The sequence below is a fragment of the gamma proteobacterium SS-5 genome (genome assembly GCA_009497875.2).
Taxonomy (GTDB): Bacteria; Pseudomonadota; Gammaproteobacteria; order Chromatiales; family Chromatiaceae; genus Magnetovirga; species Magnetovirga frankeli.
In genome coordinates this window covers 130,889-156,944 of the sequence record CP032508.2, presented here as the reverse complement: position 1 = coordinate 156,944, position 26,056 = coordinate 130,889, and the positions used below count along the sequence as shown (strand labels likewise).

21 protein-coding genes and 2 pseudogenes are annotated in these 26,056 nt (G+C 59.7%); 21 read left to right on the top strand and 2 right to left on the bottom strand.

The features are described 5' to 3' along the window. Window positions 1-6 precede the first annotated feature (6 nt). Both glnD and map read right to left on the bottom strand, forming a co-directional pair. Complete coding sequence (gene glnD / locus D5125_06065; protein QFY89075.1) at window positions 7-2,655, bottom strand: [protein-PII] uridylyltransferase; 2,649 nt, start codon at window positions 2,653-2,655, stop codon at window positions 7-9. After that, the gene (gene map, locus D5125_06060) at window positions 2,642-3,421 is read right to left on the bottom strand and encodes a type I methionyl aminopeptidase (GenBank protein QFY89074.1); all 780 of its coding nucleotides are present in this window, start codon (window positions 3,419-3,421) and stop codon (window positions 2,642-2,644) included. The genes glnD and map overlap by 14 nt, the downstream gene beginning before the upstream one ends. 237 nt (window positions 3,422-3,658) lie before the next feature. On the opposite strand from map, the gene rpsB reads away from it, so the two are divergent. The 21 genes and pseudogenes from rpsB (at window position 3,659) to D5125_05950 (ending at window position 26,023) form a co-directional block, all read left to right on the top strand. After that, a complete protein-coding gene (gene rpsB, locus D5125_06055; protein QFY89073.1) occupies window positions 3,659-4,393 on the top strand; it encodes a 30S ribosomal protein S2 in 735 nt (244 codons plus the stop codon). Window positions 4,394-4,675: 282 nt separating this feature from the next. Next, window positions 4,676-5,560 carry an elongation factor Ts gene (locus D5125_06050; protein QFY89072.1) on the top strand — a complete coding sequence of 295 codons (885 nt, stop codon included), beginning with the start codon at window positions 4,676-4,678 and terminating at the stop codon, window positions 5,558-5,560. 110 nt (window positions 5,561-5,670) lie between these two features. Continuing rightward, a complete protein-coding gene (gene pyrH, locus D5125_06045; GenBank protein ID QFY89071.1) occupies window positions 5,671-6,393 on the top strand; it encodes a UMP kinase in 723 nt (240 codons plus the stop codon). 1 nt (window position 6,394) lies between these two features. After that, window positions 6,395-6,952 carry a ribosome recycling factor gene (frr, locus tag D5125_06040; protein QFY89070.1) on the top strand — a complete coding sequence of 186 codons (558 nt, stop codon included), beginning with the start codon at window positions 6,395-6,397 and terminating at the stop codon, window positions 6,950-6,952. Between the two features lie 160 nt (window positions 6,953-7,112). Then, window positions 7,113-7,856, top strand: a complete 744-nt coding sequence (gene uppS / locus D5125_06035; GenBank protein ID QFY89069.1) for a di-trans,poly-cis-decaprenylcistransferase — start codon at window positions 7,113-7,115, stop codon at window positions 7,854-7,856. Continuing rightward, entirely contained in the window at window positions 7,850-8,668 is an 819-nt protein-coding gene (locus D5125_06030) for a phosphatidate cytidylyltransferase (GenBank protein ID QFY89068.1), read from the top strand. The genes uppS and D5125_06030 overlap by 7 nt, the downstream gene beginning before the upstream one ends. After that, complete coding sequence (locus D5125_06025; protein QFY89067.1) at window positions 8,665-9,879, top strand: 1-deoxy-D-xylulose-5-phosphate reductoisomerase; 1,215 nt, start codon at window positions 8,665-8,667, stop codon at window positions 9,877-9,879. The genes D5125_06030 and D5125_06025 overlap by 4 nt, the downstream gene beginning before the upstream one ends. Before the next feature lie 131 nt (window positions 9,880-10,010). Continuing rightward, a complete protein-coding gene (locus D5125_06020; protein ID QFY89066.1) occupies window positions 10,011-10,271 on the top strand; it encodes a type II toxin-antitoxin system Phd/YefM family antitoxin in 261 nt (86 codons plus the stop codon). Window positions 10,272-10,414: 143 nt separating this feature from the next. Next, entirely contained in the window at window positions 10,415-11,770 is a 1,356-nt protein-coding gene (rseP, locus tag D5125_06015; protein QFY89065.1) for an RIP metalloprotease RseP, read from the top strand. A gap of 209 nt (window positions 11,771-11,979) precedes the next feature. Next, entirely contained in the window at window positions 11,980-14,280 is a 2,301-nt protein-coding gene (bamA, locus tag D5125_06010) for an outer membrane protein assembly factor BamA (GenBank protein ID QFY89064.1), read from the top strand. 28 nt (window positions 14,281-14,308) lie between these two features. Beyond that, a complete protein-coding gene (locus tag D5125_06005; protein QFY89063.1) occupies window positions 14,309-14,809 on the top strand; it encodes an OmpH family outer membrane protein in 501 nt (166 codons plus the stop codon). 15 nt (window positions 14,810-14,824) lie between these two features. Beyond that, window positions 14,825-15,895: a UDP-3-O-(3-hydroxymyristoyl)glucosamine N-acyltransferase gene (gene lpxD / locus D5125_06000; protein QFY89062.1), complete on the top strand. Its 1,071-nt coding sequence runs from the start codon at window positions 14,825-14,827 to the stop codon at window positions 15,893-15,895. Window positions 15,896-15,900: 5 nt separating this feature from the next. After that, entirely contained in the window at window positions 15,901-16,335 is a 435-nt protein-coding gene (fabZ, locus tag D5125_05995) for a 3-hydroxyacyl-ACP dehydratase FabZ (GenBank protein ID QFY89061.1), read from the top strand. 1 nt (window position 16,336) lies between these two features. Beyond that, window positions 16,337-17,107 carry an acyl-ACP--UDP-N-acetylglucosamine O-acyltransferase gene (lpxA, locus tag D5125_05990; protein ID QFY89060.1) on the top strand — a complete coding sequence of 257 codons (771 nt, stop codon included), beginning with the start codon at window positions 16,337-16,339 and terminating at the stop codon, window positions 17,105-17,107. Between the two features lie 799 nt (window positions 17,108-17,906). Continuing rightward, a complete protein-coding gene (locus tag D5125_05980; GenBank protein ID QFY89058.1) occupies window positions 17,907-19,007 on the top strand; it encodes an AAA family ATPase in 1,101 nt (366 codons plus the stop codon). Continuing rightward, a complete protein-coding gene (locus tag D5125_05975; protein ID QFY89057.1) occupies window positions 19,004-19,657 on the top strand; it encodes a DUF4276 family protein in 654 nt (217 codons plus the stop codon). The genes D5125_05980 and D5125_05975 overlap by 4 nt, the downstream gene beginning before the upstream one ends. Window positions 19,658-19,680: 23 nt before the next feature. Beyond that, window positions 19,681-21,363 carry a site-specific DNA-methyltransferase gene (locus tag D5125_05970; GenBank protein QFY89056.1) on the top strand — a complete coding sequence of 561 codons (1,683 nt, stop codon included), beginning with the start codon at window positions 19,681-19,683 and terminating at the stop codon, window positions 21,361-21,363. A 1-nt stretch (window position 21,364) separates the two neighbouring features. Then, on the top strand, window positions 21,365-21,787 hold the full coding sequence (locus D5125_05965) for a DUF1016 family protein (GenBank protein ID QFY89055.1): 423 nt from the start codon (window positions 21,365-21,367) through the stop codon (window positions 21,785-21,787). Between the two features lie 137 nt (window positions 21,788-21,924). Next, complete coding sequence (locus D5125_05960; protein ID QFY89054.1) at window positions 21,925-23,109, top strand: IS4 family transposase; 1,185 nt, start codon at window positions 21,925-21,927, stop codon at window positions 23,107-23,109. Between the two features lie 5 nt (window positions 23,110-23,114). After that, a pseudogene (locus D5125_05955) lies at window positions 23,115-23,879 on the top strand (DUF1016 family protein). Beyond that, window positions 23,876-26,023 (top strand): annotated as a pseudogene (locus tag D5125_05950) (DEAD/DEAH box helicase family protein). The pseudogenes D5125_05955 and D5125_05950 overlap by 4 nt, the downstream one beginning before the upstream one ends. The last annotated feature ends 33 nt before the right edge of the window (window positions 26,024-26,056 follow it).

Here is a 26,056-nt window from a genome sequence, read left to right as displayed (position 1 = left end):
CGGGGCTCAGACCTCCAGGCGTTGGCGCAGGGCCTGTTCTATGCATTGACGTTGGGCCTGATCCAGGGTCATGCCGTCGGGGCCGGTGAGGTAGAAGATGTCTTCGGCCACCTCGCCCAGGGTGGCGATTCTGGCCCCGTGCAGGCGCGTGCCGCAGTCGGACAGGGCCAGGCCGATGCGGGCCAGCAGGCCGGGGCGGTCGCCGGTGACCAGGTGCAGCAGGCTGTAGGGGTAGCCGTCCTCATCGTTGAACTGGATGCGGGTACTGGTATCGAAGTGCCGCAGCCGCCGCGCCATGCGGCGGGATGCCTTGGGGTCCATGGGGCTGCGCATGAGCAGCAATTGGCGCAGGCGGTCGGCGATCTCCTGTTTGCGCCGGGCATCCAGCACCGGGTCGCCGTTCTCCTCCAGTATTCTGTAGTTGTTCAGGGTATAGCCATCGCGGGTGGTCTGCAGGCGGGCATCGACGATATTCAGCCCGAGCCGGTCGAGCAGGCCGGTGATCAGGGCGAACAGTTGCTTGCGGTCACGGGTGTAGATCATCACCTCGCTGCTGGCCCGTCCCTCGTCATCACTGATGCGGATCAGCGGCAGCTGGCGCAGCGGGGTGGACAGCACCGCCTGGGTCTGTCTGGCGATCTCGTCGGCCTGATTGTGGAGGAAGAAGTGGGCGTCGAACTCCTGCCACAGGGCCTCGATCTGCTGCGTATCCAGCCCGCTGGACTGGAGCAGGGACAGGGCCTGGGCACACTTTTCCGCGATCAGGTCTTCTTGATCCTGGGGGTTGTCCAGGCCCCGCTGCAAGGCCCGGCTGGCGGCCCGGTGCAGCTCCCCGAGCAGGGCCTCCTTCCAGGCGCTCCAGCGGCCTGGGTTGGTGGCCTGACCATCGGCCAGGGTAAGCAGCAGCAGGTGGTTGAGGCGGTTGGCATCGCCGACGATGGCGGCAAATTCGGCAATAACCTCGGGGTCGCTGATGTCCCTGCGCTGGGCGGTGATGGACATGAGCAGGTGCTGGCGCACCAGCCAGGCCACCAGCTCGGTGTCGTGCTCACTGAGCAGGTGCTGCTGGCAAAACCGGCGCGCCTCGGCCTCGCCCAGCTCCGAGTGGTCACCGCCTCGGCCCTTGGCGATGTCGTGGAACAGGGCGGCCAGGTAGAGCAGTTCGGGCTTGGCGATACGGCGCGGGATATCCTGTGGGATACGAAAGGGGTTGTCGGCCTCGGGACCGAGCAGGCGGCTGAGGTTGCGCATCACAAACAGGCTGTGCTCGTCCACCGTATAGACATGGAACAGGTCGTACTGCATGCGGCCGACGATGTTGGCAAAGGCGGGCAGGTAGGCGGCGAGTATGCCGTAACGGTTCATTCGCCGTAGTTCGGTGACGCAGCCGCCGGGTTGGCGCAGCAATTCCATGAACAGGGCGCGATTGCGCAGGTCGTTACGGAAGCCATCGTCGATCAGATGGCGGTGGTGGCGGATCAGGCGAATGGTATTGGCCCGCACCCCCTGTAGCTGGGGGTTCTGCGACAAGAGCAGAAACAGCTCCAGCAAGGCATAGGGCTCGCGCTGGAAGACCTGCTCATCGACCACCTCCAGATAGCCGTTGCAGGATTGAAAACGGCGGTTGATGGGCTGCGGGATGCAGGATTGACCGTGCAGCACTATGGCCTCGCGGAACAGCTGCAGGAGCATGTCGTTGAGCCGGTTCAGGCCCATGATGGTGCGGTAGTAGCACTGCATGAATTGCTCCACCGCCAGGTTGTTGTCCTCGTCCTGGTAGCCGAAGCGGGCCGCCAGGGTGCGCTGGTGGTCGAACAGCAGGCGGTCCTCGCGGCGGCCGGTGAGCAGGTGCAGGGCAAAGCGGATGCGCCAGAGCAGGCGCTGGCCGTCCATCAGGGTGCCGTATTCCTGGGCCGTGAGGAAGCCATGGCGCACCAGGCCGAACATGGTCTCCACGCCGTAGTGGCGCTTGGCCACCCAGCCGATGATCTGGATGTCGCGCAGGCCGCCGGGGCCTTCCTTGATGTTCGGCTCCAGGTTGTAGGAGCTGCCGCCGAACTTGCGGTGGCGCTGCTGCTGTTCTTCCAGCTTGGCGGCGAAGAAGTCCTCGCTGGACCAGATGCGCTGCGGTTCTATGTCTTCGCGCATGGCCTGGAACAGGCCACGGCGGCCGCACAGATAGCGGGATTCCATCAGATTGGTGATCACGCTGACATCGGCCAAGGCCTCGTGGTGGCACTGCTCCAGGGTGCGCAGGCTGTGTCCCACCTCCAGGCCTATGTCCCAGAAGAAGGTGAGCAGGCGGCCCAGGGCCTCGTTGTTGGCTGCGTCCTCGGCCTCGATCAGGATCAGCAGATCGACGTCGGAATGGGGGTGCAGCTCGCCCCGGCCGTAGCCGCCCACGGCCACCAGACAGGCCGGTGCGTCCTCGTCCAGGTGTTGCTGCCAGGCGGCGGAGAGCACCTCGTCCATCAGCCGACTGCGCGAGCCGACCAGTTGCTCCACGTTCTCGCCCCGGGCAAAGCGCTCCCCCAGCCGCTGCTGGCCGGCCTTGAGGGTGTTGCGATAGGCCTGCAGGCTGGGGCTGTCCAGCTGCAACTGCTGGCTGACGCTGTCGATCAGGCGGGGGTTGAAGTCCGCATCAGGCCGGTCCATGGGGGTTCTCGTCCTGCCGCAGGGTGAGGACTTCATGGCCCTGATCGGTGACCGCCAGGGTGTGTTCGTACTGGGCCGAGAGACGGCCGTCCTTGGTCACCACGGTCCAGCCGTCCTTGAGCAATTTCACCTGGCGCTTGCCCAGATTGACCATGGGCTCGATGGTGAAACACATGCCCGGCTCCAGCACCAGGCCCTCGCCACGCTTGCCGTAGTGCACCACCTGGGGCTCCTCGTGGAAGTCGCGACCGATGCCATGGCCGCAGTATTCACGCACCACGCTACAGTGATTGCGCTCGACAAAGTCCTGGATGCTGTGGCCGATATCCCCCAGCGTGGCCCCCGGCCGCACCTGGGCTATGCCTTGCCACAGGGCCTGATAGGTCAACTGGCACAGGCGGCGCGCATGGGCCGGGGCCTTGCCCACCTCGAACATGCGGCTGGTGTCGCCGTGGTAACCGTCCTTGATCACGGTGATGTCGATATTCAGGATGTCGCCGTCCTTGAGCGGCTTGTTGGCCGGGATGCCGTGGCAGACCTGCTGGTTCACCGAGGTGCAGATGGACTTGGGAAAGCCCCGGTAATTGAGCGGAGCGGGGATCACCTGCAGGCTATGCACCATGTAGTCGTGGCACAGGCGATCCAGCTCATCGGTGGTTACGCCGGGTTTGACATGGGGGGCGATCATCTCCAGGACCTGCGCCGCCAGACCACCGGCAATACGCATTTTTTCGATTTCCGCAGGGGATTTGATTGAGACAGGCATGGGGTGGTTTGGGTCAGGGGGTTTGTGATAGGCGGGGGGCTATGGTATAAAACGCGCCGCCTGCGGGCAAACACCTAATTCATGGGGCCATGAAATCGCCACTGTGGCGGCCCTTCACGGCCCCTGAATGTAACTTGAATCCACACACGTCTCGACACCTGCCGTTGGGTGCCCGGTGAATCACCGGGTTGCGCCAGGGGAGACGTGGAGGTCCAACCCATTACACCGGAGAACCCCATGAGTGCAATTTCCATGCGCCAGATGCTTGAAGCTGGCTGCCATTTCGGCCATCAGACCCGTTACTGGAACCCCAAGATGGCCCCCTACATCTTTGGCGACCGCAACAAGATCCATATCGTCAATCTGGAAAAGAGCCTGCCGCTGTTCAACGATGCGATGAACTTCATCGGCAAACTAGCCTCCAACGGCGGCAAGATTCTCTTCGTCGGCACCAAGCGTTCCGCCCGCGACAGCGTGCGAGAAGAGGCCGAGCGCTGCAACATGCCCTACGTCAATTACCGCTGGCTGGGCGGCATGATGACCAACTTCAAGACCATCAAGCAGTCGATCAAGCGCCTGAAGGACCTTGAGGCCATGGTGGAAGACGGCTCCATCGAGAAGAAATTCAACAAGAAGGAGGCCCTTGGCCTGCGCCGTGAGCTGGAAAAGCTCAACCGCAGCCTGGGCGGCATCAAGAATATGAACGGCATCCCCGATGCCATGTTCATCATCGATGTGGGCTATGAAAAAATCGCCATCCGCGAGGCCCAGACCCTGGGTATCCCGGTGATCGGCGTGGTGGACACCAACAACTCCCCCGATGGCATCGACTACGTCATCCCAGGCAATGACGACGCCATCCGCGCCATTCAGCTCTACACCCAGGGGGCCTCCGCCGCCGTGCTGGAGGGCAAGACGGTGGCCGCAGGCTCGGTTGGCGCGGGCGAGGACTTTGTCGAGGTAGGCGAATAACCTACAGGCTTTGCCAAGTCAGGTTCAGGATTGATTTAGAGATCCTGAAATCGAATCAGGCCGCCCCTCTAGGAGCCTGTCGGGTTTAGGTGCCCGTAGCGAGCAAGGTGGGAGAGCGAGAACAAATTTTCACGATTTTGAGGCGCATAGTTGGCCTACGCAACGAAAAATCGGGGAAATTTGGGCCGTTCTTCCCACCGGCGCAGTAGGTGCATCCTAAATCCGACAGGCTCCTAGGTGCGGACTTTGTTTAGCGAGATACAGAATTCAGAGGTAAAACCCATGGCAATTACCGCCGCACTGGTTAAGGAACTCCGCGAGCGCACCGGCGCCGGGATGATGGAATGCAAAAAGGCCCTGGTGGAGACCGATGGCGACATCGAACTGGCGATTGAGAACATGCGTAAGTCCGGTCAGGCCAAGGCCGCCAAGAAGGCCGGCCGGGTGGCCGCCGAGGGCGTCATCGTCATCCAGCAGAGCGCCGACAACCGCCAGGGCTGCATGGTCGAGGTCAACTGCGAGACCGACTTTGTGGCCAAGGACGAAAACTTCGTCTCCTTTGCCGAGGCCGTGGCCGAGCGCGTGATGGGCTCGGACGTCGCCGATGTGGAGACCTTGATGGCCCTGCTCCTGCGCGATGGCGAAGGCGGCACGGTGGAAGAGGCGCGTCAGGCGCTGATCTCCAAGATCGGCGAGAACATGGGCGTGCGCCGCTTTGCCCGCTTCAGCGCCAGCAGCGGCGAGCTGGCCAGCTACGCACACGGGGTGCGCATCGGCGTGATGGTCGAACTGGCCGGCGGCAACCCCGATCTGGCGCGGGATATCGCCATGCACATCGCCGCCACCAACCCGGTCTGCGTGGATGAAGACCAGGTGCCGGCCGAACTGCTGCAAAAGGAGCGCGAGATCATCGAGGCCCAATCCGCCGACAGCGGCAAGCCCGCCGAGATCATCGAAAAGATGATCAATGGCCGCATCGCCAAATACCTCAAAGAGGTCACCCTGCTTGGCCAGCCCTTCGTCAAGGACCCGGACACCACGGTGGCCAAGCTGCTTGCCAAGGAAGGGGCCAAGGTAGTCGCCTTCACCCGCTTCGAGGTAGGCGAGGGCATCGAGAAGAAGCAGGAAAACTTCGCCGAAGAGGTCATGGCCCAGGCCAGGCTTTAGGCGGCTTTCGGCCGCCAGCGGTCAGCCGCCAGCGGCCAGCCGCCAGCTTCACTCTAAGCTGAAGGCTGAAGGCTGACAGCTGGCGGCTCCAACAACAAAGGCAACACCCAATGAGCGCGATCAAATACCAACGCATCCTGCTGAAGCTCAGTGGTGAGGCCCTGATGGGCAGCGGTGATTTTGGTATAGATCCGGCCATGCTGCGGCGTCTGGCAGCGGATATCGGCGAGCTGGTGGCCGCTGGGGTGCAGGTCGGGCTGGTGATCGGCGGCGGCAACATCTTCCGTGGCGCGGGCCTGGCCGAGGGCGGCCTGGACCGGGTGCGCGGCGATCAGATGGGCATGCTGGCCACGGTGATGAACGCCCTGGCCATGCAGGATGCCCTGGAAAAGGCCGGCATCGCCGCCAGCACCCTCTCGGCAATCCCCATGGACAGCGTCTGTGACAGCTACAGCAAGCGCCGCGCCATGCAGCTGCTTGAGGCCGGGCAGGTGGCCCTGTTTGCCGCCGGTACCGGCAATCCCTTCTTCACCACCGACTCGGCCGCCAGTCTGCGCGCCATCGAGATCCAGGCCCAGCTGCTGATCAAGGCCACCAAGGTCAACGGCATCTACTCGGCCGATCCGATGCAGGTAGCCGATGCCCGCTTCTATCCCAGTCTGAGTTATGATCAGGTACTGGCGGAGAAGCTGGCGGTGATGGACACCGCCGCCATCGTCCTCTGCCGGGATCAGGGGTTGCCCTTGCAGGTAATGAATATTCAAGAGCCGAAGGCCATCCTGCGCGCCGTGCAGGGCGAGGCAGTGGGCTCTTTGGTGCATTCTGGAGCATGAGATGATCGACGATATCAAAAAAGACGTGACCGAGCGCATGGCCAAGAGCGTCGAGGCGCTCAAGGTGGAACTGACCAAGGTGCGCACTGGCCGTGCCCACCCCAGCCTGCTGGACCACATCAAGGTGTCCTACTACGGCACGCCGACGCCGCTCAATCAGGTGGCCAATGTCAGCGTCGAGGACGCCCGCACCCTGTCCATCCAGCCCTGGGAACAATCAATGGTCAAGGCGGTGGAAAAGGCCATCATGGAGTCCGACCTGGGGCTCAACCCGAACAGCGCCGGGGTGGTGATCCGCGTACCCATGCCGCCACTGACGGAAGAACGCCGCCGCGACCTGGTCAAGGTGGTCCGTGCCGAGGCGGAACAGGCCCGGGTGGCGGTGCGCAACATCCGCCGCGACGGCAACAACGAATTGAAGACGGCGGTGAAGGAAAAGCTCATCTCCGAGGATGACGAGCACCGCGGCCAGGACCTGATCCAAAAGCTCACCGACCAATACGTCAAGGAAATCGACGAGGTATTGGCGAAGAAGGAAGAGGACCTGATGGCGGTTTGAAGCGGGTTTAAGGCCCTAAATCGCAGGTTTCACAGATGCATATTTCGGGCTCGTCCTTCCCGGCTTTTTACCCAGCTCATTTATTTACTCTGCGATCTCAGCGCTCCTTTGCGTTCTCTGCGTCCCTATTCCGATTCCGGCTGCGCCAGGTTAGGTTGACATGCCCATGACCTCCGCCGCCTTGCCCCGCCACATCGCCCTGGTCATGGACGGCAACGGCCGCTGGGCCAAGGCTCGGGGCCAGGCGCGGCATAAGGGCCATCGCGCCGGCTATGAGAATCTGCGCCAGATCGTCGGTCACAGTGCCCGCCGTGGCATCCAGGTGCTGACCGTGTTCGCCTTCAGCAGCGAGAACTGGAACCGCCCCAAGGGCGAGGTCAATCTGTTGCTGCAACTGCTCACCGAGGCCCTGCGCCGCGAGGCACCGCAGTTGCGCGATAACAATGTGCGCCTGCGCCTGATCGGTGAGCGCAGCGCCTTCCCCGAGCGCCTGGTGCGGCAGATGGCCGAGGCCGAGGCGATCACCGCTCCTTCTACCGGCCTGCTGCTGCAGGTGGCGGCCAACTACGGTGGTCGCTGGGACCTGCTGCAGGCCTGCCGCGCCCTGGCCGTTCAGGTCCAGGCCGGTGAGCTGCAACCCGAGCAGATCGACGAGGCCTGTCTCGGCCAGCAGCTGAGCTTCGCCGACCAGCCCGACCCCGATCTGTTCATCCGTACCGGCGGCGAGCAGCGCATGAGCAATTTCCTCCTCTGGCAATCGGCCTATGCCGAGCTCTATTTCTCCCCCCTGCTCTGGCCCGAGTTTGGCCCTGAGGCGCTGGATCAGGCCCTGGCGGATTACGCCGGTCGCCAGCGCCGCTTCGGCAAGACCGGCGAGCAGGTGCAGGAGACCGACCCGTGCTGAAACAACGCCTCATCACCGCCCTGATCCTGGTGCCGGCCGTGGTCGCCCTGGTACTGCTGGCCCCGACCCCGACACTGGCCCTGCTGCTGGGGCTGGTGGTGCTGATTGGGGCGCAGGAATGGGCCAGGCTGAGCGGTTTTGCCTCACCGGTGGGGCGTTCCTTGTTTCTGGTGGCGCTGACCCTGCTCATGGTGGCCGCCGAATGGCTCAGGCGCGAGGGCCTCAGCGCGCCGATCTTTCTCGCCGCCAGCCTCTGGTGGCTGCTGGTGCTGGGCCTCCTCTGGCAGCGGCGGCATCGCCAGACCACAAGTCAGTCCGGCCCTTCCTGGCCCACTGCCCTGGCCGGATTACTGGTGCTGACCCCGGCCTGGCTGGCCATGGTGGAACTGCACAGCCGCGAGGCCGGGCCGGGTCTGTTGCTGTTTGTACTGGTGATGATCTGGCTGGCCGATAGTGGTGCCTATTTCGCCGGACGTCGCTTCGGCAAGACCAAGCTGGCCCCTGGGATCAGTCCGGGCAAGACCTGGGAGGGGGTCCAGGGGGCCATGGTCGGCCTGCTGCTGGCCGGTCTGCTGTTGTCCTGGTGGGCACCGGTGCCGGGCAATCTGGCGGCGCTGTTGCTGCTTTGCCTGGTCAGTGGTTTGTTCTCCATTGTCGGTGACCTGTTCGAGAGCCTGCTCAAGCGCCGCCGTGGGGTCAAGGACAGCGGCCGGCTGCTGCCGGGCCACGGCGGCGTGCTGGATCGCATCGATAGCCTGACCGCAGCCCTGCCCCTGTTCCTGTTCGGCCTGAATCTGCTGGGGGCGGCATGAGCGCACCAGCCCAGGGCGTCTGCGTGCTCGGCTCCACCGGCTCCATCGGCGTCAGTACCCTGGATGTGCTGGCGCGTCATCCCCAGCGCTATCAGGTATTTGCCCTCAGCGCCAATGGCGCGGTGGACAAGCTGGAGCAGCAGTGCCGTCAATTTCACCCGCGCTACGCGGTGATGGCCGATGAGGCCTGTGCCGAGCGGCTCCGCGCACGCCTCGCCGGTGAGGATATCGAGGTACTGGCGGGTACTGCCGGGCTGGAGTTCATCGCCGCCCATGCCGATGCGCCCATCGTCATGGCGGCCATTGTCGGTGCCGCTGGTCTGTTGCCCGCCCTGGCGGCGGTGCGCACGGGCAAGCGCCTGCTGCTGGCCAACAAGGAGGCGCTGGTGGTGGCGGGCCAGCTGTTCATGGACGAGGCGCGCCGCCAGGGCGCCGAGCTGCTGCCCATCGACAGCGAACATAACGCGGTGTTTCAGTGTTTGCCCCAGACCGCTGCCGGTTTGGCTGGTGGTTTGACTGGCGACTTGGCCGCTCAGGGTGTGGAGCGCATTCTGCTTACCGCCTCTGGCGGGCCCTTTCGCGGCTGGAGCGCCGAGCAGTTGCAGCAGGTGACGCCGGAGCAGGCCTGCGCCCATCCCAATTGGGCCATGGGGCGGAAGATCTCGGTGGACTCGGCGACCCTGATGAACAAGGGCCTGGAGCTGATCGAGGCCTGCTGGCTGTTCAACGCCCGGCCGGAGCAGATCGAGGTGGTGGTACACCCGCAGAGCCTGATCCACTCCCTGGTGCAGTATGTGGACGGCTCGGTGCTGGCCCAGCTGGGCAACCCGGATATGCGCACCCCCATCGCCCACGCCCTGGCCTGGCCCGAGCGCATCCCCTCGGGGGTAGCGCCGCTGGACCTGTTTGCCGTGGCCCGGCTGGATTTCCAGCCGCCGGACTTCGCCGCCTTCCCCTGCCTGCGCCTGGCCTACGCGGCCATAGAGCAGGGCGGCGGCACCCCTGCCGTGCTCAACGCCGCCAACGAGGTGGCCGTGGCCGCCTTTCTTGACCACCGCCTCGGTTTCAGCACCATACCCCGTATAATCCAGCAGGTAATGGAACAAATGGGCCAGCAGACAGCCAAAGACCTGGATGCATTATTGCAGCTGGATCGGGAAAGCCGACAAAGGGCAGAAACCCTCATAACAAGTGGGAAGACTGAAGTTTGAAGTTTGAAAAAATGAGCCCTGCGGGCGGTTTAATAAAACTGGCAGACAAGGTTGCAGGCAGCATTGCTGCAGGGCTCGATAGTTCCCGAGATGGTTTGAGAGAAGTCCGGTGAAGCCGGAGGAGTGTAGTCATGGGCATTACCATACTGAACCTTAACGATTTCTCACATGATTTGGCCAGCCTCAAGGAGGCTGCCAGCCAGGGGCCTGTCATAGTCACGGATCATGGGCAGCCGAGCTATGCCCTGCTCAAGATTGATGACTACTATCGCCTGACTGGGTCTGAGCCCTTCAGCCTGATGCAAGTCATGGCAGCAATCCCCTGTGGTGAGGTCGAATTTGAGCCTCCCCGGTTGGATGGCAAGGGTTTCAAGCCTGCTGATTTTGCTTGAGGGGCCATGTACCTGCTCGATACCAATGTGATTTCCGAGCTACGTCAAGGAATGAGCCCTGCGGGCAGTCTTGGAAAACGGCCGCAGGCCAGTTCACTTCAAACTTCACCCTTCGAACTTCAAACTTTTATCCAAAGCTAAACATGGACTTCATCACCAGCCTCCTCTCCTTCATCCTTGCCATCGGCATCCTGGTCACTGTGCATGAGTACGGCCATTTCTGGGCGGCGCGGCGCATGGGGGTCAAGGTATTGCGCTTCTCCGTGGGCTTTGGCAAGCCGCTGCTGTGCCGTCGCGGCAAGGATGGGGTGGAGTATGTGCTGGCGGCCATCCCCCTGGGGGGCTATGTAAAGATGCTGGACGAGCGCGAGGCCGAGGTGGACCCGGCCGAGCGGCACCTGGCCTTCAATAACCAGGGCAAGGCGGCGCGAGCCTTTATCGTGGTGGCCGGACCCCTGTTCAATTTCATCTTTGCCATCCTGGCCTGGTGGTTGGTGTTCACCCTGGGTGATGCCGGGGTCAAACCCCTGGTGGGCTATATTGCCCCTCAATCGGTAGCGGAGCAGGCGGGCTTTGGCTATGGCGATGAGCTGGTGCAGATCGGCGAGCGGGAAGTGGCCAGCTGGGAGCAGGCCCTCTATGCCCTGCTCGATGCCGCCGTGGAGGGCGTGGATGTGCCGGTGCAGGTGCGCACCGAACAGGGTGACCGGGTGGCCCTGCAACTGCCCGGTCAGGCCCTGGCCCAGCTGGTGCGGGAGGACAAGGATATCTTCGAACAGCTGGGCCTGGAGCCCATGGGTCTGCCGGCGGTGATCGGCGATCTGGTGGCGGGCGAGGCGGCCGAGCGGGCCGGCCTGCAAGCGGGGGATCGGGTGCTCAGCTCCAACGGCGAGCCGGTGCGCTCCTGGAGTGACTGGGTGGAGCGCATCCGCGCCAATCCGGACAGCCCCATGGACCTGCTGGTGGAACGCGCCGGCAGTGAGCTTCAGATCCCGCTGCAGGTGGGCGTGCTGGAGCGCAACGGCCAGCGCATCGGCCGGGTCGGGGCCGGGGTCTATCTGCCCGAGGGACATTTCGAGCGTATGCGCAGCCTGGTGCGCTATGACCCCATCACCGCGCTGTGGCTGTCCCTGGAGAAGACCGCCAACCTGTCCCTGTTGACCCTCAGGGTGATGGGCAAGATGCTCAGCGGCGAGGCCTCGGTACACAACCTCAGCGGCCCCATCAGCATCGCCCAGACCGCCGGGCGCACCGCCGATTACGGCTTCATCCCCTTTCTCAAGTTCCTCGCCCTGGTCAGCGTCAGCCTGGCGGTGCTCAACCTGCTGCCGGTGCCGGTGCTGGACGGCGGTCATCTGGTCTATATCCTGATCGAGGCCCTGCGCGGCAAGCCCCTCAGCGATCAGGCCCTGGAGCAGACCCAGCGGCTGGGTCTGGGGCTTCTTTTTTCATTGATGATACTGGCCTTCTACGTGGATATTATTCGGCTTCTAAAATAGGAGCTAAAGGCCGCTAGTTAATGTGATTTATCAACTTGTCTTCATTCTAATTGATTGAAATATAAAGATATTACCTGACCGGGTGCTGGCTTTTAGCGCTTCTCATCCTCCCCTTTCCCCCCTATAATCGGCCCCAATTCTGTTCATTCCCCACCCGGTTGCCGCCCAATGCGGAGGTGCCGGCCAAAACCAACCTGGATTGAGTGATTATGGGCCTTTCTGCACAGCTTCCGCGACTTGTCACCGCCCTGTTTCTGCTGGGTTTTGCCCTGAGCGCTGCGGCTCAGAGCTTCAAAGTGGAGGATATTCGGGTTGAGGGCCTGCAACGCATCTCCGCCGGTACCGTGTTCAACTATCTGCCGGTGCAGATCGGCGAGACCATTGCCCCCGATATGACCGGCGAGGTGATCCGCTCCCTCTATCGCACCGGCTTCTTCAAGGACGTGCGCCTGGAGCGCGAGGGCAATGTGCTGGTGGTCAGCGTGCAGGAGCGCCCGGCAATTGCCAAGATCAGCATCTCCGGCAACAAGAGCATCGAAAAGGAGCCCCTGCTGCAGGGCCTGAAGGACATAGGCCTGGCCGAGGGCCGAGTGTTCAGCCGTTCGGTGCTGGATCGGATCGAGCGTGAACTCAACCGCCAGTACTTCAGCCTGGGCAAGTACGCCATGACCCTGGAGTCCGATGTCACCCCCCTGGAGCGCAATCGGGTGGCGGTAAGTATCCGCATCTCCGAGGGTGAATCGGCGCGCATCAAGCAGATCAACATCGTTGGCAACCAGGCCTTCGACGAGGACGACCTGCTGGACCTGATGCAGCTATCCAATGGCAGCTGGCTGTCCTCTTTCACCAAGGAGGACCAGTACTCCCGGCAGAAGCTGGCGGGTGATCTGGAGACCCTCAAGTCCTTCTACCTGGACCGGGGCTTCATCAACTTCCGCATCGACTCCACCCAGGTGACCATCTCGCCGGACAAGAAGGACATCTACGTCACCGTCAACATCCGCGAGGGCGATGTCTTCACCATCAACGACCTGCGTCTGGCCGGCAATCTGGTGGTGGACCCGGAGGAGTTCTACCCCCTGATCGATATCAGCCGGGGCGAGGTGTTCAACCGCAAGAAGGTGCTCAAGAGCGCCGAGCGTATCAGCGAACTCCTGGGCGATAGCGGCTATGCCTTCGCCAACGTCAACACCATCCCCGATATCAACAGCGAACAGAAGCAGGTCGCCCTGACCTTCTTTGTCGATCCCGGCAAGCGCGTCTATGTGCGCCGCATCAGCATGAAGGGCAACACCCGCACCCGTGACGAGGTGCTGCGGCGCGAGTTCCGCCAGATGGAATCGGCCTGGTTCTCCGCCTCCAAGGTCAAGCTGTCCAAGGACCGCCTGCAGCGCCTGGGCTATTTTGAAGACGTCAACCTGCAGACCCGGCCCGTACCCGGCTCCGCCGATCAGGTGGACATAGACGTCAGCGTCAAGGAAAAGGCCTCGGGCTCGATCATGGCCGGCCTGGGCTACTCCCAGTCCGAGGGGGTGATCTTCAGCACCAGTATCAACCAGGCCAACTTCCTGGGCACCGGCAAGAAGGTCGGCTTTGCCTTCAACACCAGTGATGTCAACACCCACTATCAGCTGTCCTACTTCAACCCCTATTACACCGTGGATGGCGTCGGCCGTGGCTTCAATCTGATGTACCGCTCCACCGACTTCGACGAGGCCGGCACCGCCGACTACGTCACCGATACCGGGGTGATCGGGGTGAACTTCGCCATACCGGTGAACGAGACCGACAAGATCGGCCTGGCCTTTGACATAGAAAGCATCGACTTCAAGCTGGGCAGCGTGGTGCCCAACGAGATCACCGACTTCGTTGCCCAGAACGGCAATGATTTCCTCAACTACAAGGTCTCGCTGAACTGGAGCCACAACTCCACTAACCACAGCTTCTTCCCCACCCGGGGCGGCAAGCAGAGCCTGTACGGTGAATTCACCCTGCCCGGCAGCGACCTGGAGTACTACAAGCTCGGCTACCGGCATCAGCGTTACTTCCCCATCATCGAGGACGGCCTGACCCTGGGTCTGAAGCTGGACATAGGCTATGGCGACAGCTACGGCGACACCACCGAGCTGCCCTTCTATGAAAACTTCTTCGCCGGTGGTCCCAAGAGCGTGCGCGGGTTCGAGGACAACACCCTGGGGCCTCTGGGCACCGGGGCCTCCACCGACCCCATCGGCGGCTCACTGAAGACCGTCGGCAATATCGAGCTGTACTTCCCGCCGCCGTTCGACCTGGTGGGCCAGAGCGTGCGCTTCAGCGCCTTCATCGACGTGGGCAATGTATTTGACGACAGCAACGAATTCGATGCCGACGACCTGCGCGCCTCGGCCGGTCTGGCCATGGTCTGGCTATCGCCCGTGGGTCCGCTCGGCCTGAGCCTGGCCGAGCCCATCGTCAGCGAGCCCGGCGACAAGGAGCAGCGCTTCCAGTTCACCCTGGGCTCGGCCTTCTGAATCCTGCCCGTACCGGAGGTGTAAATTGATGCGTTTTTCCCGCCCCTTGCTGGCCCTTGGCCTGCTGCTGTGCTCGACCTGGCTTGTCGCCCAGGAGCTGAAGATCGGCTTTGTCAACTCGGCCAAGATCGTCGAAAACTCGCCCCAGTACGAAGAGGCCCGACTGCTGCTGCAAAACGAGTTCAAGTCCCGCGAGAGCGACCTGGTGGCCAAGCAGAAACGCCTGCAAGAGCTGGAGCAGAAGCTGTTGAAGGACGGCCCCGGCATGGATGCAGAAGAGCGTGGTCGGCTGGAGAAAGACATACTCTCGCGCACCCGCAAGCTGAACAACGACCGTGCCGCCTTCCGCGAGGACTTCAACCTGCGCCGCAACGAGGAGTCCAACCGCCTGCGCATGAGGATCGGCGAGACCATCCGCGAATACGCCAAGGCCAATGAATTTGACCTGGTGGTGGAGGACGGCGTGGTCTTTTTCAGCGAGCGCATCGACCTGACCGATAAGATCCTCAAGGAGCTGGGGGCGAACTGATCCGGACGGCCTGGCTTGCGCTATTCCCTGCAACAACTGGCATCGGCGCTGGGTGTCGGCCATAGCGGCGATCCGGCCACCCCGATTGATCGGATTGCCCCCCTGGAGGACGCCGAGCCCGGTGCCCTGAGCTTTCTGGCCAACCGCAAATACCGGCGTCATTTGGCCGAGACCCAGGCCTCGGCGGTGGTGTTGCGCCAGGATTGGCTGGCGGACTGCCCCTGTGCCGCGCTGATCTCAGACAACCCCTACCTGACCTACGCCCGCGCAGCGGGCCTGCTGTATCCCGAGCCTGTGCGCTCGCCTGGGGTGCATCCCAGCGCCGTGGTGGCGGCCGATGCCCGGCTGGCCGAGTCGGTGCGGGTCGGCCCGCTGGCGGTGATCGAGTCCGGTGCCGTGCTGGGCGAGCGGGTGGACATAGGCCCGGGCTGCATCATCGGCACCAACTGCCAGATCGGTGCCGATTGCCGCCTGTTGGCACGGGTCACCCTGTTGGCTGGGGTGGTGTTGGGCGAGCGGGTGCTGATCCAGCCCGGTGCCGTGCTGGGGGCCGATGGCTTTGGCTTTGCCAACGACGCCGGCAGCTGGGTCAAGGTACCCCAGCTGGGGGGTGTACAGCTGGGCAATGACGTGGAGATCGGTGCCAACACCTGTATCGATCGTGGCTCGCTGCGGGATACGCGGATTCACGACGGGGTCAAGCTGGACAACCTGATCCAGATCGCGCACAACGTCGAGCTGGGCGAGCACAGCGCCATTGCCGCCTGCAGCGGTATCGCCGGATCCACCCGCATCGGCCGCCACTGTACCCTGGGCGGTGCCACGGCCGTGCTCGGCCACCTGGAGCTGGCCGCTGGGGTACAGGTCAATGCCCAAAGCCTGGTGACCCGCTCGCTTAAGGAGCCGGGCAGCTACAGCAGCAGCCTGCCGGCCCAGCCGAACAAGGACTGGCTGAAGAACATGGCACAACTGCGCCGACTGGAACAGCTGGAGCGGCGTATCAAACAGCTGGAGGCGCGGCTTGAGCGCCACTCAGACACCCCATCCGAACCACAGCGGCGCCCCGGCGCGGGAGAAGACCATTGATTTCCATGGATATCAAACGGGTGATGGAGTTGTTGCCTCACCGCTATCCCTTTTTGCTCATCGACCGGGTGGAAGAATGCCTGGTCGGTGAGCGGCTGCGCGGCTATAAGAACGTCAGCTACAACGAGCCCTTCTTCGCCGGCCATTTTCCGGCCAAGCCGGTGATGCCCGGCGTGCTCATCCTTGAGGCCCTGGCCCAGGCCACCGGCCTGTTGGCGATGGAATCGGCCCCGGAGCAGACCAGCGAGCGCTCCCTCTATTATCTGGTCGGCATAGACAAGGCCCGCTTCAAGCGCATGGTCGAGCCCGGCGACCGCCTGGACCTGGAGGTGGTGATCAAGGGCAGCAAGCGCGGCATCTGGATGTTCAGCACCCAGGCGCGGGTGGATGGTGCCCTGGCCGCCAGTGCCGAGATCATGTGTACCTCGCGGGAGCACTGAGATGATTGATCCCCGAGCGGTGGTCGATGACCGCGCCCGCCTGGCGGATGACGTGGTGGTTGGCCCCTTCAGCGTCATAGGTGCGGAGGTGGAGATAGGTCCCGGCTGCGTGATCGGCTCCCATGTGGTGATCAAGGGACCCACACGCATCGGCCGGGACAATCGCATCTTTCAGTTCGCCTCGGTGGGCGATGCCCCGCAGGACAAGAAATACGCCGGCGAGAACACCCGGCTGGAGATCGGCGAGCGCAACACCATCCGCGAATACGCCACCATCAACCGGGGCACGGTGCAGGACCGGGGCGAGACCCGCATCGGCAATGACTGCCTGCTCATGGCCTATACCCACGTCGCACACGACTGCGTCCTCGGCGACAACGTCATCATGTCCAACGCCGCCTCCCTCGGTGGCCATGTGCATATCCAGGACTGGGCCATCCTCAGCGGTTTCGCCCTGGTGCACCAGTTCTGTCAGGTCGGTGCCCACAGCTTCATCGGCATGAACACGGCCATCACCCGGGATGTACCGCCCTACCTGCTGGTGGCGGGCAACCCGGCCGAGCCCCACGGCATCAACAGCAAGGGCCTGGCCCGCCGTGGTTTCTCCGAGCAGGCCCAGCGCACCCTCAAGCAGGCCTACCGATTGCTGTACAAATCCGGCCTGAAGCTGGAAGAGTCCCGCCAGGCCATCGCCGAGCTGGCCCAGGGCCACAGCGAACTGCTCTGCCTGAGCGAATTCCTGCAGGATAGCAACCGTGGCATAGTGCGCTGATGGGGAGCGGCCACCAGTTGTCAGCAGTCAGCTTCCCGCTGAGGTTGGCTGTTGTGTCCCGGTTTGGTATTGGGGAGGCGGCGGCAACGCTCGATATCACCCTCTATAGAGAGCTGGTGCCCAAAATCTCGATTACGACACCAAGGTTAGATCCTATGTAATGTCCGAGGCGTTCAAGCCCCTGTTTGATTATTCACCTGCCCAGGTGCTGGCCGCGCTCTCACAGGGATTTGGCGAGGATTTTGTCGGTAGCCACAAGGCTATGATCCCCTGCGAAACACCGGTCGAACTAAATAGACCTCTGTTGCCTGTCCTCGCTGTTTTCACACGGGCTGGCTCTGCTATCCGGGCAGAGATCCTTGATCCTATATTCCTCAGTTAAGCCACAGAGACACAGACGACTCCAGGGCCACCGATGATCCAGTCATCGGTTTGGCATGACCTACCTCCCTGTAGGCCCGACGGAGGAGGTAGAGCGAAGCCTGGAGCCAAAGCCGACGACTCCAGGGCCACCGATGATCCAGTCATCGGTTTGGCATGACCTACCTCCCTGTAGGCCCGACGGAGGAGGTAGAGCGAAGCCTGGAGCCAGAGCCGAGATCACAGAATTGTTTCAATGATTTACATCTCAGACCAGACTCACCTAGAAGGTGTTAAATGTTCGCTTTCTAACTCATTGATTTTTTCTCTGTGTGCTCTGTGGCTCTGTGGCCAAATGCTCTTATTAGGATGAATGCGATAGGCTGTTCTTTGTGCAATGGACACCGCATGATGTTCCGTCTAACAACCGGGTGTTGAGATGATTAAAAAAGTAAACGATTTAAACCAAATCTCCAGGATGATCCTGCACGGCTACAAATCCATAGCAGAATGTGATCTTGAACTGGGAAAGTTGAATTTATTGATCGGTGCCAATGGTGCAGGTAAATCCAACTTCATTGGTTTTTTTCGACTGATCAGCCGAATTCTGGATCAGCAACTACAGGCGTCAGTGGGGTCGGCTGGTGGACCGGATGCGTTGCTCTACTTCGGCCGTAAGAAGACTGAGCAATTGAGCGCTGAGCTGTACTTCGGTAACAATGGCTACAAGTTCATACTCACCCCGACCCAAGACAATCGCATAATGTTCGCGAACGAATGTCTCTGGTGGAACATGCATGGCGATTGGCGTCCGCAGTCGGGACATTTTGAGTCCTATGCCGAATCGCAGAAGGGCAAAACCAATATTTATGATTATGTCGTACCGGCCATGCGTAGTTGGCGGGTCTATCATTTTCATGACACCAGCCAAAGCGCACTGGTCAAGCAGATTCATGGTATTAACGACAATGAATATCTGCGCGATGACGCTCGTAATCTCGCGGCATTCCTATATCGCCTCAAAAATCAACACGAGTCGCACTACAAGCGTATCGTGAAAGCCGTTCAGCTCGTCGCTCCATTTTTTGGTGATTTTCATCTTCGCCCGACAGTAGATAACAGGGAAAAAATCCAGCTGGAGTGGACTGAGGCTGGACAGGACGTACCTTTTTCCGCAAGCGCGATGTCCGACGGTACGCTTCGCTTCGTCTGCCTTGCCACAGTGCTGTTACAGCCTGAGCAATTCATGCCAGCCACGATTCTTGTGGATGAGCCTGAGTTGGGCCTACACCCCTACGCGATCACCGTGCTCGGTGCGTTGATGAAATCCACCTCGGAAAAGCATCAAATGATTGTCTCCACCCAATCTGTCGAGCTAGTTAACGAATTCGAGGTGGAGGATCTCATCATCGTAGATAAACTGGAGGGAGGCTCTACACTAAAACGGCCCGACGTCACGGCACTTTCGGAATGGTTGAATGAGTTCACCCTCGGTGAACTATGGAAGAAGAACTTGCTCGGTGGGAGGCCGGCGAAATGAAGCGGCTATATCTGCTCGTAGAAGGCCAGACCGAGGAAACCTTCGTCCGTGAATTGCTCACTCCGAACTATGCCAGGTCGAGTCTGTTCATCACACCAATTATCGTACGCACAAGCCCGGGTTATAAAGGTGGCGTCACGAGTTATGGCAAGATCAGACCGCAGCTAATTCGCCTATGCAGGCAGGATCGCACTGCCTGCGTTTCGACCATGTTTGACCTTTATGCATTGCCCAATGACTTTCCCGGCAAGTCGTCCGCACAATACCCTTTGAACGGTAACGGCGCCCAAAAAGCGGCATTTCTTGAGGCCGCACTGACACAGGATGTGAACGAGCCGAACTTCATTCCAAACCTGATGGTGCATGAGTTCGAGGCGCTGTTATTCGTGCAGCCCGAAAAATTCTCTGACTGGACGGATAGTATAGATGTTGTGGCCGGTTTGAGTTCTGTTGTTCAACACCAGGGTCCGGAGGACATTAATGACAACCCGCAAACCGCACCATCAAAACGTATTCTGGCATTGATGCCAGAATACGAGAAAACCTTCCACGGCCCGCTGATCGCGTGCGATATCGGTCTGGATGCGATGCGCCAGACGTGTCCGCGCTTCGACGGATGGCTGCAAAGACTGGAGCAATTGCTTGCCTGAATTCACAGAATTGAAGCATTGATATGAAAAAACAAAGACTAGAACTCACCTGGATCGGTAAAGAAAACCGGTCGAAACTGGAGCCGAGGATTCTGCTGGAAGACTCGGAGAAGTCCCACCACGCCAAACATCGGGTAACGGAGAACGACATCTTTGATAACCGGCTTATCTTCGGGGACAACCTGCTGGCGTTGAAGGCGTTGGAGGCGGAGTTTTCTGGGAAGGTGAAGTGTATTTATATCGATCCGCCATATAATACTGGAAGTGCATTTGAACACTACGACGATGGAGTGGAACATTCTCTTTGGTTATCTCTTGTTCGGGAACGACTTGCCATTCTATGGCGACTTCTTCATCCAACGGAGGGGACGATATGGATCTCTATTGATGATAGAGAGATGCCATACCTTAGGGTACTTATGGATGAGATCTGTGGAAGGGGTAGTTTCCTGGCTACAAACGTATGGCAGAAGCGTTATTCGAGAGAAAATCGTGAAGCTATTGGGGATGCTCATGAATATGTGTTGACTTATGTAAAGGACAAGAAAACCTTCAAGGCTATTCGGAATAAGCTGCCATTAGGTGAGAAGCAAAAAAAAGTTTATAAGAATCCAAACAATGATCCAGGGGGTCTGTGGCGAGCAGTTTCTCTTTCAGCACAGGGCTATAGACCTAATCAGATGTACGAAATTAGTTCACCGATAACAGGTAAGAGACATAAACCACCAGCGGGGTCGTGCTGGAAGGTTATCGAAAGCAAATACAATGAACTATTGCGAGATAATAGAGTTTATTTCGGAAAAGATGGAAATGCTGTTCCTTCTCGTATTCAATTTCTAAAGGACATTGAGGGCATGGCCCCATGGACATGGTGGCCACATGAAGACGCAGGGCACACTGATGAGGCAAAGAGGGAAATGCATGCACTATATGGCGCGGATGAATCGTTTGATACACCTAAACCAGAGCGCCTCATCGAACGTATTCTCCACATCGCCACGAATCCAGGCGACCTTGTTCTCGACTCTTTCGCCGGCTCTGGCACAACCGGTGCCGTGGCACACAAAATGGGTCGCCGCTGGATCATGATCGAGTTGGGCGAGCACTGCCATACGCACATCATTCCCCGCCTCAAGAAGGTGGTGGATGGTGCGGACCAGGGCGGCATCAGCAAGGCCGTCAACTGGCAAGGCGGCGGCGGTTTCCGTTATTACAAACTTGCGCCCTCGTTGTTGGAAAAGGACAAGTGGGGCAACTGGGTCATCAGCAAGGAATTCAACGCCACCATGCTGGCGGAGGCGGCCTGCAAGCTGGAGGGCTTCACCTATGCACCATCGGATGCAGTGTATTGGCAGCACGGCCGTTCCACCGAGCGGGACTTCATCTATGTCACCACACAGAGTTTGACCGCCGACCAGCTCAATGCCTTGAGCGAGGACGTGGGCACGGAGCGGAGCCTGTTGGTGCTGTGCTCTGCCTTCCGGGGCAAGGCGGAGCGCTGGCCAAATTTGACAGTGAAAAAGATCCCCCTAGCGGTACTCAAGCGCTGCGAGTGGGGGCACGATGATTACAGCCTCAAGGTGGAGAACCTGCCGGAGGCACCGCCTTCAATTCAGGATTCCCTCAGCCCAACCCTTTCCCGGAGGGAGAGGGAGGAAAAAGCAAATTCGGGGCAGGCGTCGCTGTTTGGCGAGGGGGAGGAATAGCATGGCAACGAAGCCTAAGAAACCAGCGCCAGTTGCCGCGCCTCTTTTCGACCGCATCCGGGAGATTCTCGAATCGGCCCACGCCAGTATTGCCCGCACGGTCAATACCACGCAGGTGTTGGCAAACTGGCTGATCGGGCGTGAGATTGTGGAGGAGGAACAAGGAGGCATGAAACGTGCTGACTATGGCCGCAAGCTGTTGGCTGATTTGTCTGACCGTTTGGGGCGTGAGGTTGGCCGTGGTTACTCGGTGGACAATCTGGAGGCGTTTCGGCAGTTCTATCTTGAATACCCGCACTTGATTTCCGGGACGGTGTCACGGAATTTTAGTCTTCCCATAATTTCCGAGACGGTGTCTCGGAAATCGAGCAGGACGGAGTCCGACGGTTCATGGCAACCGGGTACCTTGAGTCCGAATCACTAGTGTCCCGTTAAAAAAGCCATAGATCCCTGCAAGATAATGTTTCTATTTGGTAATTTCTAAAATTTGTGGTGTTAGCAACTTGAAAATCGATCCGATACCCATTGATCATTCCTGCTGGACTCCAACGAGGATAGATCATGTACACCGGCAGGCTGATTTTCTCGCAGGTCATGGCGCACTTGCCACTGCACACTTTTCGGCGTTGTGTCGCTCGCTATCGAGGCGAACACTACGTCAAGCATTTCCGCTGTCTCGACCAATACTATGTCATGGCCTTTGCCCAGCTCACTTATCGGGAGAGCTTGCGCGACATCGAGGCTTGCCTTCGTGCCCACCAGAGCAAGCTTTATCACATGGGGCTTCGTGCTCCCTCCGTCGCGCGCAATACCCTGGCAAAAGCCAACGAGCGTCGGGACTGGCGTATCTACGCCGACTTCGCACAAGCCCTGATTCGTGTCGCCCGCCCTCTCTATGCCGACGAAGACCTAGGGCTGGAACTGGACAATACGGTCTATGCGCTGGATGCCTCCACCATCGACCTGTGTCTATCGATATTCCCTTGGGCGCTGTTTCGTACCACCAAGTCTGCCGTCAAGCTTCATACCCTGCTGGACCTGCGTGGCAACATCCCCACGTTTATCCATATCACGGACGGCAAGGTACACGACGTCAACGCCCTCGATATGTTGCTGCCGGAACCGGGCGCTTTCTACATCATGGACCGTGGCTATGTGGACTTCCGACGCTTATTCACCTTGAACGCCGCAGGCGCATTCTTTGTCATCCGCGCCAAATCCAATACCAAGTATCGGCGCCGCTATTCCCATCCCGTCGACACCGCCGGCGGGGTGCGCTGCGATCAGACCGTCGTACTCACGGGTGTGCGCTCAGCCGTCGATTACCCGCAGCCGTTACGCCGGATCAAGTATCACGATACCCAGACCGGCAAGACATTCGATTTTCTGACCAACAATTTCAGCGTCAAGGCACAGACGGTGGCCGACCTATACCGCTATCGCTGGCAAGTGGAGTTGTTCTTCAAATGGATCAAGCAGCATCTACGCATCAAGTCGTTTTTCGGCACCACAGAGAATGCGGTCAAAAGCCAAATCTGGATTGCCATCTCAGTCTACGTGCTCGTGGCCATCATCAAAAAGCGCCACGACATCAAGGCCGATCTCTACACAATCCTACAGGTTCTGAGCCTAACCTTGTTTGAGAAAACATCTATAGAACAAGTACTTAATTTAAGAGATCGCGCGCAGGAAGACCATGGCAACCCTAAGCAATTGGATTTATTCGATAATTTAACGGGACACTAGTGAGTCCGAATCTGTCCTGGAGCCACTACCGCAGTCTCTTACGGGTGACGAGGCCGGAGGCCCGCGCGTTTTATGAGGTCGAGGCGATTAACAACGCTTGGTCGGTGCGCGAGCTGTCTCGGCAAATAGGCAGCCTGTTGTTCGACCGGCTGGCAAAAAGCCGCGACAAAAAGGGACTGATGCGACTGGCGCGTCAAGGTCAGGAGGTAACACGACCTATGGATGTACTCAAGGATCCGATGGTGCTGGAGTTCCTCAGTTTGCCGGAGTCACCGCGTCTGGTTGAATCGATGCTGGAACAGGCGCTGATCGGTAATCTGAAAACCTTCCTGCTGGAGCTTGGTAAGGGCTTCGCCTTTGTCTCACGGCAGGAGCGCATTACCCTTGACGGTGACCATTTTTACATCGACCTGGTTTTTTATCACGCCATTCTGAAGTGTTATGTTCTCATCGACTTGAAGGTGGGTAAGCTGACGCACGCTGACCTGGGGCAGATTCAGTTCTATGTGAATTATTACGACCGCGAGCGACGCACCGAAGGGGACAACCCCACCTTGGGGCTGATCCTGTGCCCGGACAAGAATGACGCGGTGGTGAAATACACCTTGGGTGAGCAACTGAAACGCAATATATTCACGAGCCGTTACCAACTCTATTTACCGACTGTGGAAGAGTTGCAACAGGAATTGCGTCGGGAGCTACGTTTTCTTATTCCGCAAAATGCACCGTCTAAGAAGGCAGTCAAGAAAAAAGGAACCAGCAAGAAATGAACCGCCATGTCAATTCCATTACCGGCCGTCTGAGCCTGCGCCCACCGCAGCGTCGATCGCTGGAGATTCTCGATCGCATCACGGAGATTGCGCCACCCGGTAAAGAGCCGGACATCAATGCGGTGCTGGAGATTATCCGCAGCGAGTTTCCGACGGTTACCGATTTCGAGCGCGAATTTCCCTCGCTGTGTTTTGCCCTGGCTACCGGCGTAGGCAAGACGCGGCTTATGGGTGCCTTTATCAGTTATCTGCATCTGGCCCATGGCATCAACAACTTCTTTGTGTTGGCGCCGAACCTGACTATCTACAACAAGCTGATTGCGGACTTCACGCCTAACACGCCCAAGTATGTATTCAAGGGGATTGCGGAGTTTGCAACCAATACACCTGCCATTATTACTGGCGACAATTACGACCAGCGTGACCCGGCAAGTGGCTCGCTGTTTGGTGGTGTGCGGGTCAACATCTTTAATATCTCCAAGATTAATTCTGAGGTGCGCGGTGGCAAATCTCCCCGCATCAAACGGCTGTCGGAATACATCGGTGAGAGTTACTTCGACTATCTGGCCGGGTTGCCTGATCTGGTGATGTTGATGGATGAATCACACCGCTATCGTGCCAGCGCCGGGATCAGGGCGATCAATGAATTACGACCTATCCTTGGCCTTGAGCTGACGGCTACCCCCTGCGTAGAGTCGGCGCGCGGAGCGGTAACCTTTAAGAACGTCATTTACGACTATCCGCTGGGCAGGGCCATGGCCGATGGCTTTGTGAAAGAGCCAGCGGTGGTCACGCGCAAGGACTTCAACCCGGCCGGGATGTCGGCGGAAGAGATTGAGCGCCTGAAGCTCGAAGACGGCTTGCGTCTGCACGAAAGTGTCAAGGTGGAGCTGGAGACCTACGCTCGCGAAAGCGGTAACGCTATCGTCAAGCCCTTCTTGCTGGTGATCGCGCGGGATACGACTCATGCGGGTCAGTTGTTGTCCTTGATCCAATCGGACGGGTTTTTCGAGGGACGCTACAAGGATAAAGTTATCCAGGTGGATTCCAGCCAGACCGGCGCGAAGGAGGATGAGATGGTGGAGCGCCTGCTCAAGGTCGAGCTGACCTCCGAGCCGACCGAGATTGTGATTCACGTCAACATGCTCAAGGAAGGCTGGGACGTAACCAATCTTTACACCATTGTGCCTCTGCGAGCCGCCAATGCCCGCATCCTTATCGAGCAATCCATCGGACGTGGTCTGCGTTTGCCTTATGGCAAACGTACTGGCGTGACCGCCCTGGACCGGCTGAATATCATCGCCCATGACAAGTTCCAGGAGATCATCGAGGAGGCCAATAAACCGGATTCCACCATTCGGCTGCAGGCAGTAGTGCTGGATGCAGATGAACTGGGAGAGAAAACAGTTACGGTGGTTTCGCAATCGCAGCTGGCCACCCGACTGGGATTCAAGCCTGCACAGGTGACGAGCAGTACGACCCTGGCCGGGCAGGATGAGGCGCCTGCATTCAGTAAGCCGGAAGAACAAAAAGTCGCGCAGATTGCTTACGAGGTTATCAAACAATATGAAAATCAGCCGCAGTCATTGCCGACGGTCGAACACCTGAAGAAGCCGGAGATTCAGGCCGCCATCGTCAGAGCGGTCGAGGAGCAACGCACGCCGGGACAAATGGAACTAGAAGGTCTGACCGAGAAGCCGGACATCGCCGCCGTGGTGGCCAGGACCGTGGAGCTGGTCACGCAACAGACGATCGATATCCCACGCATCCTGGTGGTGCCTCGGGGTGAGGTGCAGTCAGGCTTCAAGCCCTTTACGCTGAACCTGGATACATTGAGATATCCGGCGGTGTCAGATGAGCTATGGATTCAGACGCTGCGCACCAATGAGCGTGAAGTCCTGGCGCTTGGTCGAGGCGGTATCGAAGAAGAGCGGCTGGAAGATTATGTGGTGAGCGGTCTTGTGGATTTCGATGATATTTCCTACGATGAGCATGCCGACCTGCTCTACGACCTGGCGTCACAAACGGTGCGCCATTTTCAGACCTATCTCTCCGATGAAGAGTCACGCAAAGTGCTGCGCTGCTTTCAACGGGATATCGCACGGTTTATTCACGTGCAGATGCAGGAACATTATTGGGAAGAGGCGGCAGGGTATTAATTGTTGCATAAGTAATGG

Coding starts and splice junctions, on each gene's coding strand:
- glnD (QFY89075.1), bottom strand. CDS start 2,655: ATGGACCGGCCTGATGCGGACTTCAACCCCCGCCTGATCGACAGCGTC.
- map (QFY89074.1), bottom strand. CDS start 3,421: ATGCCTGTCTCAATCAAATCCCCTGCGGAAATCGAAAAAATGCGTATT.
- rpsB (QFY89073.1), top strand. CDS start 3,659: ATGAGTGCAATTTCCATGCGCCAGATGCTTGAAGCTGGCTGCCATTTC.
- D5125_06050 (QFY89072.1), top strand. CDS start 4,676: ATGGCAATTACCGCCGCACTGGTTAAGGAACTCCGCGAGCGCACCGGC.
- pyrH (QFY89071.1), top strand. CDS start 5,671: ATGAGCGCGATCAAATACCAACGCATCCTGCTGAAGCTCAGTGGTGAG.
- frr (QFY89070.1), top strand. CDS start 6,395: ATGATCGACGATATCAAAAAAGACGTGACCGAGCGCATGGCCAAGAGC.
- uppS (QFY89069.1), top strand. CDS start 7,113: ATGCCCATGACCTCCGCCGCCTTGCCCCGCCACATCGCCCTGGTCATG.
- D5125_06025 (QFY89067.1), top strand. CDS start 8,665: ATGAGCGCACCAGCCCAGGGCGTCTGCGTGCTCGGCTCCACCGGCTCC.
- D5125_06020 (QFY89066.1), top strand. CDS start 10,011: ATGGGCATTACCATACTGAACCTTAACGATTTCTCACATGATTTGGCC.
- rseP (QFY89065.1), top strand. CDS start 10,415: ATGGACTTCATCACCAGCCTCCTCTCCTTCATCCTTGCCATCGGCATC.
- bamA (QFY89064.1), top strand. CDS start 11,980: ATGGGCCTTTCTGCACAGCTTCCGCGACTTGTCACCGCCCTGTTTCTG.
- D5125_06005 (QFY89063.1), top strand. CDS start 14,309: ATGCGTTTTTCCCGCCCCTTGCTGGCCCTTGGCCTGCTGCTGTGCTCG.
- fabZ (QFY89061.1), top strand. CDS start 15,901: ATGGATATCAAACGGGTGATGGAGTTGTTGCCTCACCGCTATCCCTTT.
- lpxA (QFY89060.1), top strand. CDS start 16,337: ATGATTGATCCCCGAGCGGTGGTCGATGACCGCGCCCGCCTGGCGGAT.
- D5125_05980 (QFY89058.1), top strand. CDS start 17,907: ATGATTAAAAAAGTAAACGATTTAAACCAAATCTCCAGGATGATCCTG.
- D5125_05975 (QFY89057.1), top strand. CDS start 19,004: ATGAAGCGGCTATATCTGCTCGTAGAAGGCCAGACCGAGGAAACCTTC.
- D5125_05970 (QFY89056.1), top strand. CDS start 19,681: ATGAAAAAACAAAGACTAGAACTCACCTGGATCGGTAAAGAAAACCGG.
- D5125_05965 (QFY89055.1), top strand. CDS start 21,365: ATGGCAACGAAGCCTAAGAAACCAGCGCCAGTTGCCGCGCCTCTTTTC.
- D5125_05960 (QFY89054.1), top strand. CDS start 21,925: ATGTACACCGGCAGGCTGATTTTCTCGCAGGTCATGGCGCACTTGCCA.